This is a genomic window from Betaproteobacteria bacterium, assembly GCA_016720925.1.
Lineage (GTDB): Bacteria > Pseudomonadota > Gammaproteobacteria > Burkholderiales > Usitatibacteraceae > UKL13-2.
In genome coordinates this window covers 62,671-78,464 of sequence record JADKJR010000005.1, presented here as the reverse complement: position 1 = coordinate 78,464, position 15,794 = coordinate 62,671, and the positions used below count along the sequence as shown (strand labels likewise).

Here is a 15,794-nt window from a genome sequence, read left to right as displayed (position 1 = left end):
ACGCTGTTACTACAATAGACAGGACGAAGTCCAGCACTGGCGGGCGTTGCAGGGGAATATTGGCTGGAAAGCCGCTCCAGTGCTTGTGTTTACGAGTTGGGAGCCACTATTAATGCTGTCGTGCCGGCGCACAACCACAGGGGTTGCGCCGGGCCGGTACCCAAGTTTTCCGAGTTACTGAGACAATAAAAAGATTGGGCCATGCCGCTGCATCGGCTTGGCGTTCGGCGGGCGCAGAGCATGCTCTGCGAATTCCCCGCCTCACCCCCGGACTAAATCCGGGGCGACAGATTTTTAGATCAATGAAAGATTCCGGTTGACCAGTCTGTTGCCTCGGCTTTCGCCGGCGTAGCAGTAAACAAGGCGGGACAAAAGCTTGATGAATATCACCGACGTCAAAACCTATCTCCTCGATCTCCAGAACCGCATCGTCGCGAAAATGGAAGCGCTCGACGGCAAGCCCTTCCTGCGCGACGAATGGAAGCGTCCCGAGGGCGGCGGTGGCATTTCGCGCATTCTCGAAGGCGGCAATCTACTCGAGCGTGGCGGCGTGTTGTTCTCGCACGTGATGGGCAAGAACCTGCCGCCGACTGCTGCCGCCAATCGCCCCGAAATTGCCGGCCGCGCGTGGGAGGCGATGGGCGTGTCGCTGGTGCTGCATCCGCGCAACCCTTATGTGCCGACCGTGCACATGAATGTGCGCTTCTTCATCGCCCGCTCATCGATGGATGAGGAGCATGATGCGTTCTGGTTCGGCGGCGGGATGGACCTCACGCCGTTCTACGGCTTCGAGGAAGACTGCGTGCATTTTCATCGCGTCAACAAACTTGCGCTGGACGCATTCGGTGCCGACTACTACCCGCACTTCAAAAAATGGTGCGACGAATATTTTTACCTGAAACACCGCAAGGAACCTCGCGGCATCGGCGGCGTGTTCTTCGACGATTTTCACCATCCCGGTTTCGAACAATCGTTTGCGATGAAGCGCGCGGTGGGTGACGCATTTCTCGATGCCTATGTACCGATTGTCGAGCGCCGCCGCGACATGGCGCACGGAGAAACTGAACGCGAATGGCAGCTCTATCGGCGCGGACGCTACGTCGAATTCAATCTGGTGTGGGACCGTGGCACCCATTTCGGCCTGCAGTCGGGGGGACGTACCGAATCGATACTGGCCTCAATGCCGCCGCACGCAACGTGGCGCTATAACTGGCAGCCGGAAGCGGGTTCGACGGAGGCCGAGTTGGCCGGAAAGTATCTGATCGGCCGTGACTGGGTGTAGCGCCTAGAGGCTCTCGTACGCGAGCCTCACCGGCTCAGCCCCATAAATTTTCTCCAGCCGCCGAACGATAAAATGCCCGCGCGCCATGTCCTGGAAATGGCCGATGAACAGGGTGTTGATCAAACCGCCCGCGACCGCGCCGATGATCGGCACCGCCTGTGCCGCCGCCTTTTCTGAAACCACGATGCCGAAGCGCGCGCTGAGCATTGACACCAGACGCAGCAGCGCCGGCGCGCCGGATTTCGAGAAGCCTTTTTCCGCGAGGAACTTGCTCGCTTCTGACACCGCTCCTGCCATCGCGGCACGTGCCGCAAAGTAACCGGATTCGGCAGCATCATCTTTCTTGGACTTGTTGCCGCCAAGGGCAAATACCGTGAGGCACGCGAGCTTGGTATCGATGTAGTGAATATTCTCCCCCTCGCTCTTGGCGATGTCGGCAATGGAGCGCAGCATGATGGTGGTCGATACCGGCAGTTCGATGCTGAGGGCAAACAGCCCGAATGCGCCGCCGACCGCGCCGCTGGTCGCGGCGGCGATTTTGTGCAGCCGGCTTTGCGCGGGTTTCTTCGTGTTGTCGCCCAGCGATTTCACCGCCACATCAAGCGCTTTCATCATCGCCGTTTCGGATGCCTTGTGGATGCCTTGCTGAACGCTCTTTGGCAGCATGCCGACACTTTTTTCGATCGGCGAACCGAGTGCGGCGGACATCTTCGCGGCAAGCCCGGGATTTTCAAGCAGCTTCTTGGCGCGCCTGAGATCGGTAAGGTCTGATTTGGCAATTTCACTCATGCATGGCCTCGGATATCAAAAGCGGAAAGAAACGTTGGTACTGTGGAGAGTCGCATTCCATGCAGTTTAGCCAAATTCAGAGGATGATTACGATGGGATTCCCGTAAATACCGCACTGCGCTACCATGTGTGCGAAGCTCGAGAAAGGGGAGAGCGATGTTTCGCAAGGGTCACCGCCTGTTTTCCACGGCCTCGATTGGCTTGATACTGGTCGCGTTGCTGCGCGCCATCGTTCATTTTTCCGCGCCATCGGACGACCTCGTCATGAGCGCACTATTGACGGCGATGCAGGCCTATCGCTTTGACCTGGGCCTTGGCAATCCGTCGATGATGGATATTCATGACAGTCTGAGCCTCACCATGTCCATCGCGCTGTTGTGGACGGGACTCTTGAATCTGTTGATCGCCCGCTACACGGGGCTGCGTGACAAACTCATGCGGCGTGTTTGTACATTGAACATATTTGGCGTCGGCGCCTTGGTGGTGTTGTTCAGTGTTTATCAATTGCCGGGACCTGCCGTTGGCCTGGGTATCGTTGAGGTCCTGTTCGTAATCGCCCGCCTCCGGTTGCGGCGCAGCCGTGTTGTGCACGCACCCGGCGGGCATGCGCCCGCGAGCCATTAGCTTTCGCCCAGATACGCTTCCCGGACTTTCGGATTCGCCAGCAGCGCCTTTGATTCGTCGGCAAGCGTGATCAAGCCTCCATCCATCACGTAACCCCGCTGGCTGATTTGCAGCGCGAGCTTGGCGTTTTGCTCGATCAGCAGGATTGTCATTCCGCTCTTCGAGACTTCGCGCACCACTTCAAAGATCTTCTGCACCATGATCGGCGCCAACCCCATCGAGGGTTCATCGAGCAATAGCAGTTTGGGGCGCGCCATCAGTGCGCGGCTGATGGCCAGCATTTGCTGCTCACCGCCGGACAAGGTGCCAGCCGTCTGCTTCGCGCGTTCTTTCAGGCGCGGAAATAACTGGTATTTGTGCGCGATATCGGCGGCGATTTCATGGCGGTCGTTGCGCACGTAGGCGCCCATCTGCAAGTTCTCCTCGATCGTCAGGCTCGGGAACACGCCGCGGCCTTCGGGGACCAGCACCAGTCCTTTCGACGCGATCCGGTGCGACGGTTGGTTGATGATGCTCTCACCGTCATAATCGATTGTGCCCTGGGTGGGATGCAGCAGGCCGACGATGGCCTTCAGCGTCGTTGTCTTGCCCGCGCCGTTTGCACCGATCAGGGTGACCAGCTCGCCGGAATTGACTTCAAGATCGATGCCCTTGACCGCTTTGATGCCGCCGTACCCGACATGAATATTTTTCAGCGAGAGCAGTGCCATTTTAGTTACGCCGCGATCTCAACTGACGCGCCCAGATAGGCCTCAATGACGGTGGGGTCCCTTTGTACATCGGCGGGTATTCCCTCGGCGATTTTTTTGCCGTATTCCAGCACCGCGATGCGATCGCACAGGCCCATCATCAATTTCACGTCGTGCTCAATCAACAGGATGGTGATGCCCTGCGCACGGATCGATTCCAGCAGGGATCGAAGCGACTGTTTTTCGGTTGCATTCATCCCGGCGGCAGGTTCATCCAGCGCCAGAATTTTTGGATCGGTTGCCAGCGCGCGGGCAATTTCCAGGCGGCGCTGGTCACCGTACGCGAGATGTTTGGCCAGCTCGTTGGCGCGCGCATCGAGTCCGACAAACACCAGCAATTCATGCGCACGCTTTTCGATGGCCGCTTCTTCGGCGCGGGTGGCTGCATTTCGCGTGATGGCGCCCCACACGCCTGCCTTGGTGCGCACGTGCCGACCGATCATCACATTTTCGATGGCGGAAAGGTTGGCAAACAGGCGGATATTCTGAAAAGTGCGCGCGATGCCCAGTGCGGCAATGCGGTCCGGCGTCAGATCCTTGAGGGGTTCGCCTTGAAACAAAAACGTGCCTTCATCGTGACCATACAATCCGGTCAACACATTGAAGAGCGTGGTTTTGCCGGCACCGTTTGGACCGATCAAGCCGAAGATCGCGCCTTCGGCAATCGCAAAGCTCACCTCGGACAACGCCGTCAGGCCGCCAAAGCGCTTGGAAATATTCCTGATTTCGAGGATTGGGGAAGACATCAGCGTTCAGCCTTCATGCTTCATCTCTCATCCCGCGTCAATTCACGCTTGCGCAGCGCGGACGGCAGGATTCCCGCCGGCCGGAACAGCATCATCATCACCATCGCGAAGCCGAAGAGCAGCATGCGCAGTACTTCCGGCTCGATCCACATCTTGCCGAACAGCGTCACTTGCACGGGGCCGACCGTGTAGCGAAGCACCTCGGGTACGAATGACAGGAGGACCGCGCCGAGCACCACGCCCCAGATATTGCCCATACCCCCCAGCACTACCATCGCCAGCACCATCACGCTCTCATTGAGCACAAAGCTCTCGGGGCTGATGAATCCCTGGATCGCAGAGAACATGCCGCCGGCAATTCCCCCGAATGACGCGCCCATCGCGAACGCGAGAAGCTTGAGTCGCATGGTATTGATGCCCATGGCGCGCGCCGCCATTTCATCCTCGCGAATGGCTTCCCAGGCGCGACCGATGCGCGAGTTCTGCAGACGAAAATTGATGACAATGACGATCAACATGATCACCAGCAGGAAGAAATAGTATTTGATGGTCCCCGACAAAATGAAGTCGCCGAGCCGCGTATCGATGCCGAAATCGAGACCGAACAACTTGATCGAATCGATCGTGGCGAGCCCCTTCGGTCCGTTGGTGATATTGATCGGGTCCGACAGGTTGTTCATGAAAATGCGTACGATCTCGCCGAAGCCCAGTGTAACGATAGCGAGGTAGTCGCCGCGCAACTTGAGGGTGGGTGTACCGAGCAGGATGCCGAAGACGCAGGCGACAAACGCACCGATAGGCAGGATCATCCACCATGGCAGGTGCAACCCGAAATGCGGTGACGCCAGCAACGCATACACGTAGGCGCCAACGGCATAGAAAGCGATATAACCCAGGTCGAGTAGTCCGGCAAAGCCGACCACGATATTCAGGCCCAGCGAGAGCAGCACAAACAGGATGGCAAAATTGGTGATACGCACCCACGCGGTGCCGACCATGGCCAGCACGAATGGCAGCGCGATAAGGGCAACGGCGATGAGCGCAACACCAATCCACTTGGTGCGCGGGTTGTCTTTCCACATATTGGTGGTCACGCCCGATCCCCCACGCGTTCGCCCAGCAATCCGGATGGCCGGAACACCAGCACCATGATCAGCACGATAAACGCATAAACGTCTTTGTAATTGCTGCCGAACAGGCTCCCATTGGCGTTCGCCTCGCACATGCCGCTGAAGCCGGGAAGCCATTGATCAAGGAAGCATACGTTGGTGACGTCACCCATGTATCCCGCCCCGAACGCTTCGATCAGCCCGATCAATATGCCGCCCAGTACCGCGCCACCGAGATTGCCGATGCCGCCCAGCACCGCAGCCGAAAACGCCTTCAGGCCGAGCAAGAATCCCATCTGGTAATGGGCAATGCCGTAATACGTTCCGACCATTACGCCCGCCATGGCGCCCAGCCCGGCGCCGATCACAAAGGTAAATGAAATAACGCTGTTGATATTGATACCCATCAGCCCGGCAATTTGCGGATTCTGCGAGGTGGCGCGCATGGCGATGCCGATGCGGGTCTTGTACACGAGCAGTAATAGCCCGGCCATCATCGCCACCGACAACACCATGATGATGATCTGCACATTGGTAATGGTCGCGCTGTTGGCGGAATCGCTGAGTTGATAGGTTTGCGTCGGAAAAATCTGCGGAAAGGAAATGAAGTTGCGGCCCCAGATCAGCAACGCCAGGTGTTGCAGGACGATAGAAATGCCGATGGCGGTGATCAGGGGCGCCAGCCGCGGCGCGGTGCGCAGTGGCCGGTAGGCAACGCGCTCAACGGTATAACCCACCAGCGCGCACGCCGGTATTGCCGCCAGTACCCCGAGCAGGACGATCATGAGCGGCGGCACTCCAGAACCCGCGAGCGCGGTAATGACGGAAAACGCCACCATCGCGCCGATCATCACCACCTCGCCATGCGCGAAGTTGATGAGCTGGATGATGCCGTACACCATGGTGTAACCCAGCGCGACCACGGCATAGACACAACCGAGCGTGAGTCCATTGATCAGTTGCTGGAGGAAGGTGTCCATCAGTGAATGTTACCTGAAGCGGATTGGGCGAGCGGGGCGTTCCGCAGATTGACGCACATAAAAAAACGGCACCCGCCAAGGTGCCGTTTTCCTGTCTGCCGAAGCTTACTTCTTTGGTGCGTCGGCAGGTTTTGCATCTTTCGCCGGCGCTGCTGCTGGGGCTGCCGCTGCCGGGGCTGCTGCTGCCGGAGCTGCCGCGGGCGTGGGCGCGGCGAATGTGGTGGCCACGCCGTTCTTCACGATGGACACCGGGGCAATCTTGCCGCCGGTCATTTTGAAGATGGTGATTTCAGCGTCTTTGCGATCACCCTTGGCATCGAACTCCACCTTGCCGGTGGCGCCAGCGAAGCTCACGTTGAATACTTCCGGCATGAATTTGACGGGATCCACCGAGTTGGCTTTCTTCATTGCTTCGACCATCGCCATTGCGCCGTCGTAGAAATACGGTGCGTACTGTTTGACTTCGCCGTACTTCGCATTGAAAGCGCCAAGGAATTCCTTGCTGGCAGCTTCCGACGGCAGACCGGCCTGCGAGCAGACAAAGCCTTCCGCGGCGTCACCGGCGAGCTTGGCCATCTCGTTGGTGCAGGCGCCATCGCCGAATACAAATATTGCCTTGATGCCAAGTTCACGCGCCTGCTTCAGCAATGGGCCGCCGGTGGCATCCATCCCGCCGTGGAAAACCACGTCCGGGCTCTTTGCCTTGATTTTGGTGAGAATGGCCTTGAAATCGGTTTCCTTGTCGGTGGTGCGCTCGCGGGCGATCGGATTGATCTTGCCGGCCTTGAGGGTTTTTTCCACTTCATTGGCGAGACCCTCGCCATAGGCGGTTTTGTCGTCGATCAGCGCGACTTTCTTGCCCTTCAATTCGTTGGCAATAAACGTTGCCAGTGCCGGGCCCTGCTGGTCATCGCGACCAACGGTACGAAATACATTCTTCAGGCCGCGTTCGGTCAGCGTCGGGTTGGTGGCGGCACCGGAAATAACCGGGATGCCGGCTTTGTTGTAAATCTCGGAGGCGGGAATGGTCACGCCGGAATTCAGGTGACCAATCACGGCGACGACTTTGGCATCGACCAGTTTTTGCGCGATCGTCGTGCCGACTTTCGGATCTGCCTGGTCGTCCTCGCTCATGAACTTGATGTTCAGGACTTTGCCGTCAATCTTGATCTTTTTGGCGTTGACCTGGTCGATCGCGAGATGCGCCCCGTTTTCATCGTCCTTGCCCAAGTGTGCAATCGAACCCGTCAATGGACCGGCGTGGGCGATGACCACGCTAACGGTCGGTTCGGCCACAACTTCCGCTTTGGGTGCCGGTTTGGCCGCTTCTTTACCGCAGCCGACGACTCCAGCCGCCAACAGGGTGGCAAACAAAATCTTGTAGGACATTTTCATCTGAAGAACTCCGGAAATAGGGGATGGAAAATCGGGGAAATCGACCGAAACAAACGCAATTATGCGAACGGAATTTAGGCCTTGTCAAACGATTTGCCTTGGGGAAAAGGCATAAAAGAAAAAAGGCCAGCGAGACACTGGCCTTTTTTTGTTTGTAACCGCTTACTTGAGTGTAAGTACCCATTTCACGAGGGCCTTGATATCCTCATCCTTGGCAGCCGCATTTGGCGGCATCGGAATTGGACCCCATACGCCTGTGCCGCCTTTTTTGACCTTGTCGATCAACATGGCTTCGGCTTTCGCGTTGCCCTTGTACTTGGCGGCGATGTCCTTGTAGGCGGGGCCGACCAGTTTTCCTTCGACTTTGTGGCAGGCGAGGCAATTGTTCTTTTTGGCCAGTTCTTCACTGGCTTGCGCGGTACCCACAAAAGCGAGGGCGGCGGCGATGGCGATGACGATTCGTTTCATGGGACTCTCCAGAGAATGTGCTATTGCAGTATTGAATTGATTTATACGACAGGCGGCACTATAGGGGGTTTCAGCGTTGCTTGCAATTGGGCAATTTCCGCGATCGGCGGCAGGCAACTAACGCCCATGCAGAGCCACGCGTTGACCGTCGGGGACAACGGGCGTCGCAGTGCCTCCGGCAATTGATTTGCCCCATTCATTTCATTGGGTATCGTCAGGGTAAGCAGGTCGGGCCGATATTGGCCTGCCAACGCTTGCCGCCAACGGTCCAAGTCCTCTGTCGCGCCGGTCAGGATCAATATTCGAGGGGGACGGAGTGACTCCTCCAGCGCCATCAGCAGGCTTCCGTGCCCACTTGGGTGTTCGTCCATCGCCGGGTAAAAGCAGGCCAATGTCCGTTGGGCGGCGCGTTCGAATCGCAACCCGCCGGTCAGGTGCGCGAGCCGTTGCAGCGCGAACGTGGCCACTCCGTTGCCCGAGGGCGTCGCATTGTCGGGCCCCGGCTTGGGACGCTGGATCAGCGGCTCGTGATCGTGGCTGGTGAAAAAGAAGCCGCCGCGTTCCGTATCTTCGAATTGGGCGAGCAAAACATCGGCGATCGATTGCGCGAAGGCGACATCCTCCACACGAAAGTCTGCTTGCAAGAGTTCGATCAGCGCCTTCAGCAGATAGGCATAGTCATCCAGATACGCATTCAGATGGGTCTTGCCGTCCTTGTGGGTGGCAAGAAGCCGTTTGTTCTGCCACATCGTCGCCGCGATGAAATCGCGCGCGCGCCTTGCCGATTCAATCCATTCGGCGTGGCCCAATATTCGCCCCGCATGGGCCATGCCCTCGATCATCAACGCATTCCAGCTCGTCAGGATTTTTTCGTCGCGGCCGGGGTGGACGCGCTGTTCGCGCGCCGCGAGAAGTTTTGCGCGTGCGCTGGCCAGCCAGGCTTCGCATTGGTGTAGCGGCACATCAAGCGAGCTTGCGACGGCGGGCAGCGGCACGGTGACATTGAAATGCCAGAACGCACCTTCAAAATTAGCGGCACGACCCAGGCCGTAATGCGGTTCAACCACGCGCCATTCATCCGCAGTGAGCAATGCCTTAAGCTGCGCGGGCGTCCATACATAAAACTTGCCTTCGTGGCCCTCCGAGTCCGCGTCCAGCGTGGAGTAGTAACCCCCCGCCGGCGATTGCATCTCGCGCATTACCCATGCCGCCGTCTCTTCAATGCAATGCACAAACAGCGCCTTCTGCTCGCTGCTCTCGGCGACAAGCCACGCATCGGCCAGCAATCGCAACAGCGGACCGTTGTCGTAGAGCATTTTTTCAAAATGTGGAATCGCCCACTCGGCATCCACCGAATAGCGGGCAAAGCCGCCGCCCAATTGGTCGAATATGCCGCCCCGGCACATTCGCTCCAGCGTAAAGCAGCCGACGTGGCGCGCTTGCATATCGCCGCTTTCCCCAAAGCGCCGCAGGCAGAATTCGATCATTTCCGGATGGGGGAATTTTGGCGCGCTGCCAAAGCCGCCGCGACGCGCATCGAACGAATCCAGCAATTGCCGGCGGGCCGCCATGATGGGCTCGCGACTGAATTCCGGTGCTTCAGTCGGCGCCGTTCCGCTACGCGCATCCAATGCGGCCACCAGCGCCTGGTTTTGTTCCCGAATGCTCTCACCTTGTTCACGATGAAATGCGGCGACGCGCGTCAACAGATCGCCAAAGCCCGGCAAACCATAGCGCGCACTCTTGGGGAAGTACGTGCCACCGAAAAACGGCGTGGTATCAGGCGTGAGGAACATCGTCAGCGGCCAGCCACCTGAGCGTTGCGTGAGCATGGCATGCGCGGTCTGGTAGATCTGGTCGATATCCGGCCGCTCTTCGCGATCCACCTTGATATTCACGAACAGCTCGTTCATGAGCGCGGCGATTCCCTCGTCTTCAAAGGATTCATGCGCCATCACGTGGCACCAGTGGCACGCCGAATAGCCGACCGACAGCAGAATCGGTTTGCCCGACGACTTGGACAACGCCAGCGCTTCCGTGCCCCACTCATGCCAGTGAACAGGGTTTTCTGCGTGCTGTTGCAGATACGGTGACGTACTTTGTGCTAATTTGTTAGTCATCTGTCTCGTTCAATCCGGAGTCTGAAATGCCACTCGCCGTCGTTGCCACCATCATTCTGCTGCTCAAAATCGCCGAAATTGGTCCGCCCGCGAAATGGTCATGGTTCTGGGTGCTGATTCCCTTTGCCGTCCTCTTCCTGTGGTGGACCGTCATCACGCCGATGATTGGCTGGGACAAGAAAATGGCCGAAAAGAAAATGAAAAAAGAGCAGGCCGAAGCAGAAATCACCAAGAAGAAAAACCGCGGTTTCTAACGCAGCACCTTGATTGCCGCTTCAATCGCCTGACCAATCGCGAGTACCCGCGCGTCCCCCATTGTTTCACCGACCACCATCAGCCCAACCGGCGCCGTGCCCGCGCGATGACACGGGACCGACAGGCACGGCCGGTCCAGCACATTGAACGGCGCGCAATTCCTGAGCAGCAGCCCGTTGACCCGGAAGAATTGGTCATCCGAGGATTCCATCTCGGCCAGTGTGGGCGCGATGATCGGTACCGTTGGCACCAGCAACGCATCAAAGCGCGCGGTGGTGCGATTCGCTGACTCCATGAGTGCTCCGCGCAGTTGCAGCAGATCGATGTAATCCGCCGCCTTCATTTCCGCGCCGAGCATCAATCGTTTGTACACGCGCCGGTCGAATTTGTCTCCCGCTGCCTGCAGTCGCTCGCGGTGCAGCGCGTACGCCTCGACGGCAGAAAAATTGGCTCTTGCGTTGCCGTCGCGCTCGCGAACCATTTCCGGAAACGCGAATTCCTCGACCACCGCACCTGCCGCCGACAAGCTCGTCAACGCGCGTGAGAACGTATCGGCGACTTCGGGCGCGAGTCCATCTAGCAGCAGCGTGGTCGGCACGCCGAAGCGCATGCCTTTCAAGCTAACCGGCGCCGGAATAGCGAGCGCTGAGTTTGACATGGCAGCATCCAGCCAGGCGCAACATGCGACCGACGGTCCCAGCGGACCAATTGAATCGCGCGTAAACGAAAGCGGAAACGCGCCGGCCAGCGGTACGCGTCGTTGCGTGGGTTTGAAACCGGTGATCCCGCAAAGCGCCGACGGTATGCGCACCGATCCACCCGTATCCGAGCCGATGGTTGCTGCCGCCATGCCGTCGGTGACGCTGACCGCGCCCCCCGAGGTGGAACCGCCGGGAATGCGTCCTGTCGCCCGATCCCACGGGTTGCGCGGTGTACCGTAGTGCTGGTTCATACCGTTCGCGCCATAGGCAAATTCGGTCATGTTGGTGCGGCCGACGAGGATCATGCCGGCTGCCCTGAGGCGCGCGATCGCCGTTGCATCCACGGTGGCCGGAGCGGCATCGGCGAGCACGATGGAACCGGCGCGCGTCACCTCGCCGCCGATATCGAACAGATCCTTGATTGAAATGGGAATGCCGGCCAATGGCGACGCGACTTGTCCGGCGGCGCGTGCTGCATCGCTTGCGCGCGCTGCCGCGATGGCCGCGTCAGCGTAGATTTTGGTGAACGCCCGTCGCCCTTCACCAGCGGGATCGGCAATTTTTTCCAGGCATGCGTGCACCAACTTTTCAGAGTTGGTTTTGCCGGTGGCGAGAGCGTGCGCGAGTTCGGGCAGGGTTTTCATTGGAAAAATGTTGGTCGGACAGAATGAGATGGAAGATTATCTCTTGGAACGCCTTCGGCGTTGGGTCCGGGCTGATGTAAATCCCTCGGGGGATTCCCTTCCCCAGCACGTGACCACGCAGAACGCCATTCGGCGGACCTTTCAAGGCATTTTCGGCCCGCAGGCCGCACCAGTGCTTGAGTTTGAAGGTGTTCTCAGGCGCCATCTGCACCGTGCGGATTCCCTCACCGCGCCAGCAGCGCCAGAAACTCATCTGAATCAAACCCGTTTTTCATGCGATGGGTTTTGCCGCCGCGATTGACCAGCAGGAACGGTGTGCCGGTGCCGCCCAAATTTCTGAATTCCGTTTCGCAGCGGTACTCGTTACTCATGTTGCATTCGGTGAATGCAAAGCCGTACTGGTTCAGCCAATTCTTTGCCTGCGTGCAATAGCCGCATTCGGTGGTCGAATACATCACCACCTCACCGGGGCCGACCGTGCTGGCCAGTGCGCTCATGCGGGCGAGCGGTGATTGGCCAGCGGAAATGGCTTCAAGACTTGTTGCGCCGCCTGCCTTGGTGCGAGCGGCCTGCAAACTCACCCCGACGACCGCTGCGAACAAGGCGAACAACATCAGCTTGCCCCAGGGGATAACGTGACTTTCCGCATCGGGTCTTGGGGCGCGCCGTTCCACTGGCTTCTCGCCAAGTCGCAATGCTTCGGCGGCTTTGACGTAGGCCACGCCGCATGCGGGACATTGCCAATCAGGCGCGGTCGCTTCCGGTTGCCTCACGTGGCGGCATTTTGGGCATGTGACAGGCATTACGATCCAGCTTTAATGGACGGGCGTCCAAACAGCATTTCGACTCCTGCGCAAGGCAATCTGCCTGACTCACCTTTCACGTTCTCTGCCCTCAATAATTTCCGCGACATGCGTGACCGGAAAATTGACCGAATTGGCGATGAAACAATTGGCGTGGGCCTTTTCGTGAATCGACATCGCGTCTGCGAGGTCGGTGCCCTTCGCCACCGTCACACGCGGCCGCAAGGTGACTTCCTGCATCGACATCTTGCCCAGCGGACCGCTCTTGGTATCGGGCTCGCCCAGTCCCAGCGTGCCGGTGGCGCGGTCCACGTACGAGAGGATGGTCATGCGCTTCTTGGCGGCAATAGCCAGGTACGTGAGCATGTGGCACTGCGACAGCGACATCAACAGCAACTCTTCCGGGTTATAGCGCGTGGCGTCGCCGCCGAACACGGTGGGCGAGGACGCGGCAACGTCTGACTTGCCCGCGCCCCCCAGCGTGCTGTTGCGCGAAAAGGCAGGGTCCGGCGGCAGCGGTTGTGCCGGGTCAGCCGGCCAGCGTAGCGTGGTTTCAAACGAATGTGCATCGGACATAAGGGTCTCCGTTGGTGTGGATGGAACAATTATCGCCATTTCCCCCGTTCAAATGGCGTTTAACGCTTCATTTCCCACCCATGCAGGTAGTTTTTTATTTTGGCAGCCGGGATATGCTGACCTTGCAGTAAATTCACCCCTCCGAAGGTGAGTGCATTCGCCGCCCGCTCGGGCGGCTTTTTTTTGGTGCGAGCCTGTCGAAGATCAACAAAAGCCGGCGTGTGAGCCGCTAAGATGGAATTTATTTCATCAACAGGGAGCTCGGGATGGCGCATTGGATACGATTTTCGCAACACGGCGCGATTGGCTTCGGCCAACTCACCGGCGACACCATTCGCGTATTCGAGGGCGAGATGTTTGGTACCAGCGTCGAGACCGGCGAGCACCTGCCACTCGCGGACGTGAAGGTGCTGATGCCGTGCGAGCCCACCAAGATGGTTGCGCTATGGAATAACTTTCGTGGCCTCGCGGAAAAACTCGGTCAGGCGATTCCGCCCGAGCCACTTTACTTTCTCAAGGGCAACAACGCGTTTCATCCCCACGGCGAGCCAATCCGGGTACCGGCCGCCTATGCGGGGAAGGTGGTGTACGAAGGGGAATTGGGCGTGGTGATCGGCAAGCGCACGCATGCCGTCGGCGAGGACGAAGCGGCCTCATACATATTTGGCTACACCTGCATCAACGACGTGACCGCGGCCGAATTACTTTTCAAGGACGCGAGCTTCGCGCAATGGACGCGCGCAAAAAGCTTTGATACGTTCGGCGTGTTCGGTCCGGTGATCGCGACCGGGCTTGATCCCATGACGCTTGCCATCAAAACCATCCTCAATGGCCAGGAGCGGCAGAATTATCCGGTCGCCGACATGATTTTTCCGCCGACGAAACTGGTGAGCCTGATTTCGCACGACATGACGCTGGAGCCCGGCGATGTAATCGCCTGCGGTACGTCGATCGGCGTGGGGTCGATGAAAGCCGGCAGCGAGGTCAGCGTCATCATTGAAGGCATTGGCGAATTGACGAATCGCTACGAGTAGCCGTTTCGCCTGCGCGCGGGGCAGGCGAAAAAGTCTAGTACTTCCCGGTCAAGCCCAGTTTCACAAACGGCGGCTCACGTCCGCTGAGTTTTTCCAGCATGATGAGTTCATCATCGTTGTGATTGACGAACCCGGCCTTTTCTACCTTCATGATGCCGCCACTGTCATCTAGCCAGACCGGGCTTTCGTGATGTGTGGTCTGGATGATTTTCGATTGAGACATGCCCGCGCCATCGATTGCCGCCTCACCGTAGCAAAGGCAAAAATAGGTGCGGGCCTCCTGGATTTCGAGATAGCAGCCGGTGCCGCGGATACCGATGGTGGCGCTGGCCGCCTTGATCCGCACGCCTTTGTCCGCGCGCTTGTCGAATACGGATAGCATCTTGCCGGTGGCGATCAGCACGTTTTCCAAAATGCCCGGCCGGGTTTTGCTTTCCTCGAAAATCACGCTGGTGCTATCGCGCAACAGAAACGCATCCTTGCCGACCACGACGACGACATAGCTCCCTTTACTGGTGGCGACCTTGTCGCCGGGCTTGACGGCCGTGCCGACCTTGGCGGCCTGGCCGTTGACGGTAGCGCTGCCCGACAGCGCGTTGATGCCGGGCAGTGCCGGCGCATCGCCCTTCGCCAGCGCGTCCTGAATCAATCCGGAAATGCCGGCTGGGCCGAGCAGGCCGAGCGCAGCGAGTTGCTTCAGCGTGACGCGGCGGGAACTGAGGTTTGATTTGCGGCTCGACATGGCGTTGACTCCTGAAAAGGATAGCAAACACGCATCTTACTCGCGCCGGCAATTTTCGGATTCACCGGATTCACGAGAGGCGGAACACGAGATCCCATACGCCGTGGCCCTTGGCAAGCCCCTTGCGTTCAAATCCCGACGTGCCGCGATAGTCGGGGCGGGGCGCAAAATCTTTCGCGGTATTAATTAGCCCCGGTTCGGCTTTCAGCACTTCCAGCATGTGGTGCGCGTATTCCTCCCAGTCGGTGGCGAGATGAATGTACCCATCCGCCGCGAGTTTTTGCACCAGCAGCTTCACCAGTTCCGATTGTATCAACCGACGCTTGTGATGACGTTTCTTCGGCCACGGGTCGGGGAAAAAAATGTGAAAGCCCGCCAGTGATCGGTCGGGAATCATGTGCTTTAACACTTCCACGGCATCGTGCTGAATGATGTGCAAGTTGTTGAGTTCCTGCTCGCCAATCAGCTTCAACAGCGCGCCGACGCCGGGCGTATGAACTTCGATGCCGATGAAATTCCTGTCCGGCAACATCGCGGCAATCGCCGCCGTACTCTCGCCCATGCCGAAGCCGATCTCGACAATCGTCGGTGCATCGCGCCCGAACAGTTTTCGATAGTCCAGCGGGCGGTCAACGTGAAACGGCACAATGAACTGCGGCCCGAGCGTGTCGAAGGCGCGGGTCTGCGCAGGCGACATGCGACCCTGACGCAACACAAAGCTGCGGATCGGGCGCAGATGCAAGTTTTCTTCTTCATTCATGGCGAAATTATACGGTG

Annotated in this window: 18 protein-coding genes; 4 read left to right on the top strand and 14 right to left on the bottom strand. The window is 58.6% G+C overall.

All coding sequences use genetic code 11. The features are described 5' to 3' along the window. Positions 1 to 379: 379 nt before the first annotated feature. Entirely contained in the window at positions 380 to 1,282 is a 903-nt protein-coding gene (hemF, locus tag IPP88_08470) for an oxygen-dependent coproporphyrinogen oxidase (GenBank protein MBL0122753.1), read from the top strand. 3 nt (positions 1,283 to 1,285) lie between these two features. Here the strand turns inward: hemF and IPP88_08465 are convergent, their stop codons facing one another. Then, on the bottom strand, positions 1,286 to 2,071 hold the full coding sequence (locus tag IPP88_08465; protein ID MBL0122752.1) for an EcsC family protein: 786 nt from the start codon (positions 2,069 to 2,071) through the stop codon (positions 1,286 to 1,288). Between the two features lie 156 nt (positions 2,072 to 2,227). Here IPP88_08465 and IPP88_08460 point away from each other — a divergent pair, with 156 nt between their 5' ends. After that, positions 2,228 to 2,695, top strand: coding sequence for a hypothetical protein (locus tag IPP88_08460; GenBank protein MBL0122751.1), 468 nt, complete (start codon positions 2,228 to 2,230; stop codon positions 2,693 to 2,695). On the opposite strand, the gene IPP88_08455 is transcribed toward IPP88_08460, so the two are convergent. The 7 genes from IPP88_08455 to IPP88_08425 form a co-directional block, all read right to left on the bottom strand. After that, entirely contained in the window at positions 2,692 to 3,405 is a 714-nt protein-coding gene (locus IPP88_08455; GenBank protein MBL0122750.1) for an ABC transporter ATP-binding protein, read from the bottom strand. The two genes, IPP88_08460 and IPP88_08455, sit on opposite strands and share 4 nt — an antisense overlap. Positions 3,406 to 3,410: 5 nt before the next feature. Continuing rightward, positions 3,411 to 4,190, bottom strand: coding sequence for an ABC transporter ATP-binding protein (locus IPP88_08450; protein MBL0122749.1), 780 nt, complete (start codon positions 4,188 to 4,190; stop codon positions 3,411 to 3,413). Between the two features lie 20 nt (positions 4,191 to 4,210). Beyond that, a complete protein-coding gene (locus IPP88_08445; protein MBL0122748.1) occupies positions 4,211 to 5,272 on the bottom strand; it encodes an ABC transporter ATP-binding protein in 1,062 nt (353 codons plus the stop codon). Positions 5,273 to 5,280: 8 nt separating this feature from the next. Then, on the bottom strand, positions 5,281 to 6,279 hold the full coding sequence (locus IPP88_08440; protein MBL0122747.1) for a branched-chain amino acid ABC transporter permease: 999 nt from the start codon (positions 6,277 to 6,279) through the stop codon (positions 5,281 to 5,283). Positions 6,280 to 6,384: 105 nt separating this feature from the next. Next, a complete protein-coding gene (locus IPP88_08435) occupies positions 6,385 to 7,674 on the bottom strand; it encodes a branched-chain amino acid ABC transporter substrate-binding protein (GenBank protein ID MBL0122746.1) in 1,290 nt (429 codons plus the stop codon). Positions 7,675 to 7,836: 162 nt separating this feature from the next. Beyond that, positions 7,837 to 8,142 (bottom strand): c-type cytochrome, encoded by a 306-nt coding sequence (locus IPP88_08430; GenBank protein ID MBL0122745.1) that lies wholly within the window; start codon positions 8,140 to 8,142, stop codon positions 7,837 to 7,839. A gap of 41 nt (positions 8,143 to 8,183) precedes the next feature. Further along, on the bottom strand, positions 8,184 to 10,262 hold the full coding sequence (locus IPP88_08425; GenBank protein ID MBL0122744.1) for a thioredoxin domain-containing protein: 2,079 nt from the start codon (positions 10,260 to 10,262) through the stop codon (positions 8,184 to 8,186). Positions 10,263 to 10,288: 26 nt separating this feature from the next. Between IPP88_08425 and IPP88_08420 the strand changes: the two genes are divergently transcribed. Next, positions 10,289 to 10,516, top strand: coding sequence for a TIGR04438 family Trp-rich protein (locus tag IPP88_08420; protein ID MBL0122743.1), 228 nt, complete (start codon positions 10,289 to 10,291; stop codon positions 10,514 to 10,516). Here IPP88_08420 and IPP88_08415 read toward each other — a convergent pair. The 4 genes from IPP88_08415 to IPP88_08400 form a co-directional block, all read right to left on the bottom strand. Continuing rightward, on the bottom strand, positions 10,513 to 11,862 hold the full coding sequence (locus tag IPP88_08415; protein MBL0122742.1) for an amidase: 1,350 nt from the start codon (positions 11,860 to 11,862) through the stop codon (positions 10,513 to 10,515). The two genes, IPP88_08420 and IPP88_08415, sit on opposite strands and share 4 nt — an antisense overlap. A 224-nt stretch (positions 11,863 to 12,086) precedes the next feature. Next, positions 12,087 to 12,584 carry a glutaredoxin family protein gene (locus IPP88_08410; GenBank protein ID MBL0122741.1) on the bottom strand — a complete coding sequence of 166 codons (498 nt, stop codon included), beginning with the start codon at positions 12,582 to 12,584 and terminating at the stop codon, positions 12,087 to 12,089. Positions 12,585 to 12,734: 150 nt separating this feature from the next. After that, entirely contained in the window at positions 12,735 to 13,241 is a 507-nt protein-coding gene (locus tag IPP88_08405) for an OsmC family protein (protein MBL0122740.1), read from the bottom strand. Positions 13,242 to 13,300: 59 nt separating this feature from the next. Then, positions 13,301 to 13,516 (bottom strand): hypothetical protein, encoded by a 216-nt coding sequence (locus IPP88_08400; protein MBL0122739.1) that lies wholly within the window; start codon positions 13,514 to 13,516, stop codon positions 13,301 to 13,303. On the opposite strand from IPP88_08400, the gene IPP88_08395 reads away from it, so the two are divergent. After that, positions 13,508 to 14,275: a fumarylacetoacetate hydrolase family protein gene (locus tag IPP88_08395; protein ID MBL0122738.1), complete on the top strand. Its 768-nt coding sequence runs from the start codon at positions 13,508 to 13,510 to the stop codon at positions 14,273 to 14,275. The genes IPP88_08400 and IPP88_08395 overlap by 9 nt on opposite strands. A gap of 34 nt (positions 14,276 to 14,309) precedes the next feature. Here the strand turns inward: IPP88_08395 and IPP88_08390 are convergent, their stop codons facing one another. Together IPP88_08390 and trmB are read right to left on the bottom strand one after the other, a co-directional pair. Then, positions 14,310 to 15,017, bottom strand: coding sequence for a hypothetical protein (locus IPP88_08390; GenBank protein ID MBL0122737.1), 708 nt, complete (start codon positions 15,015 to 15,017; stop codon positions 14,310 to 14,312). A 70-nt stretch (positions 15,018 to 15,087) separates the two neighbouring features. After that, positions 15,088 to 15,777 (bottom strand): tRNA (guanosine(46)-N7)-methyltransferase TrmB, encoded by a 690-nt coding sequence (trmB, locus tag IPP88_08385; protein MBL0122736.1) that lies wholly within the window; start codon positions 15,775 to 15,777, stop codon positions 15,088 to 15,090. Between the last annotated feature and the right edge of the window lie 17 nt (positions 15,778 to 15,794).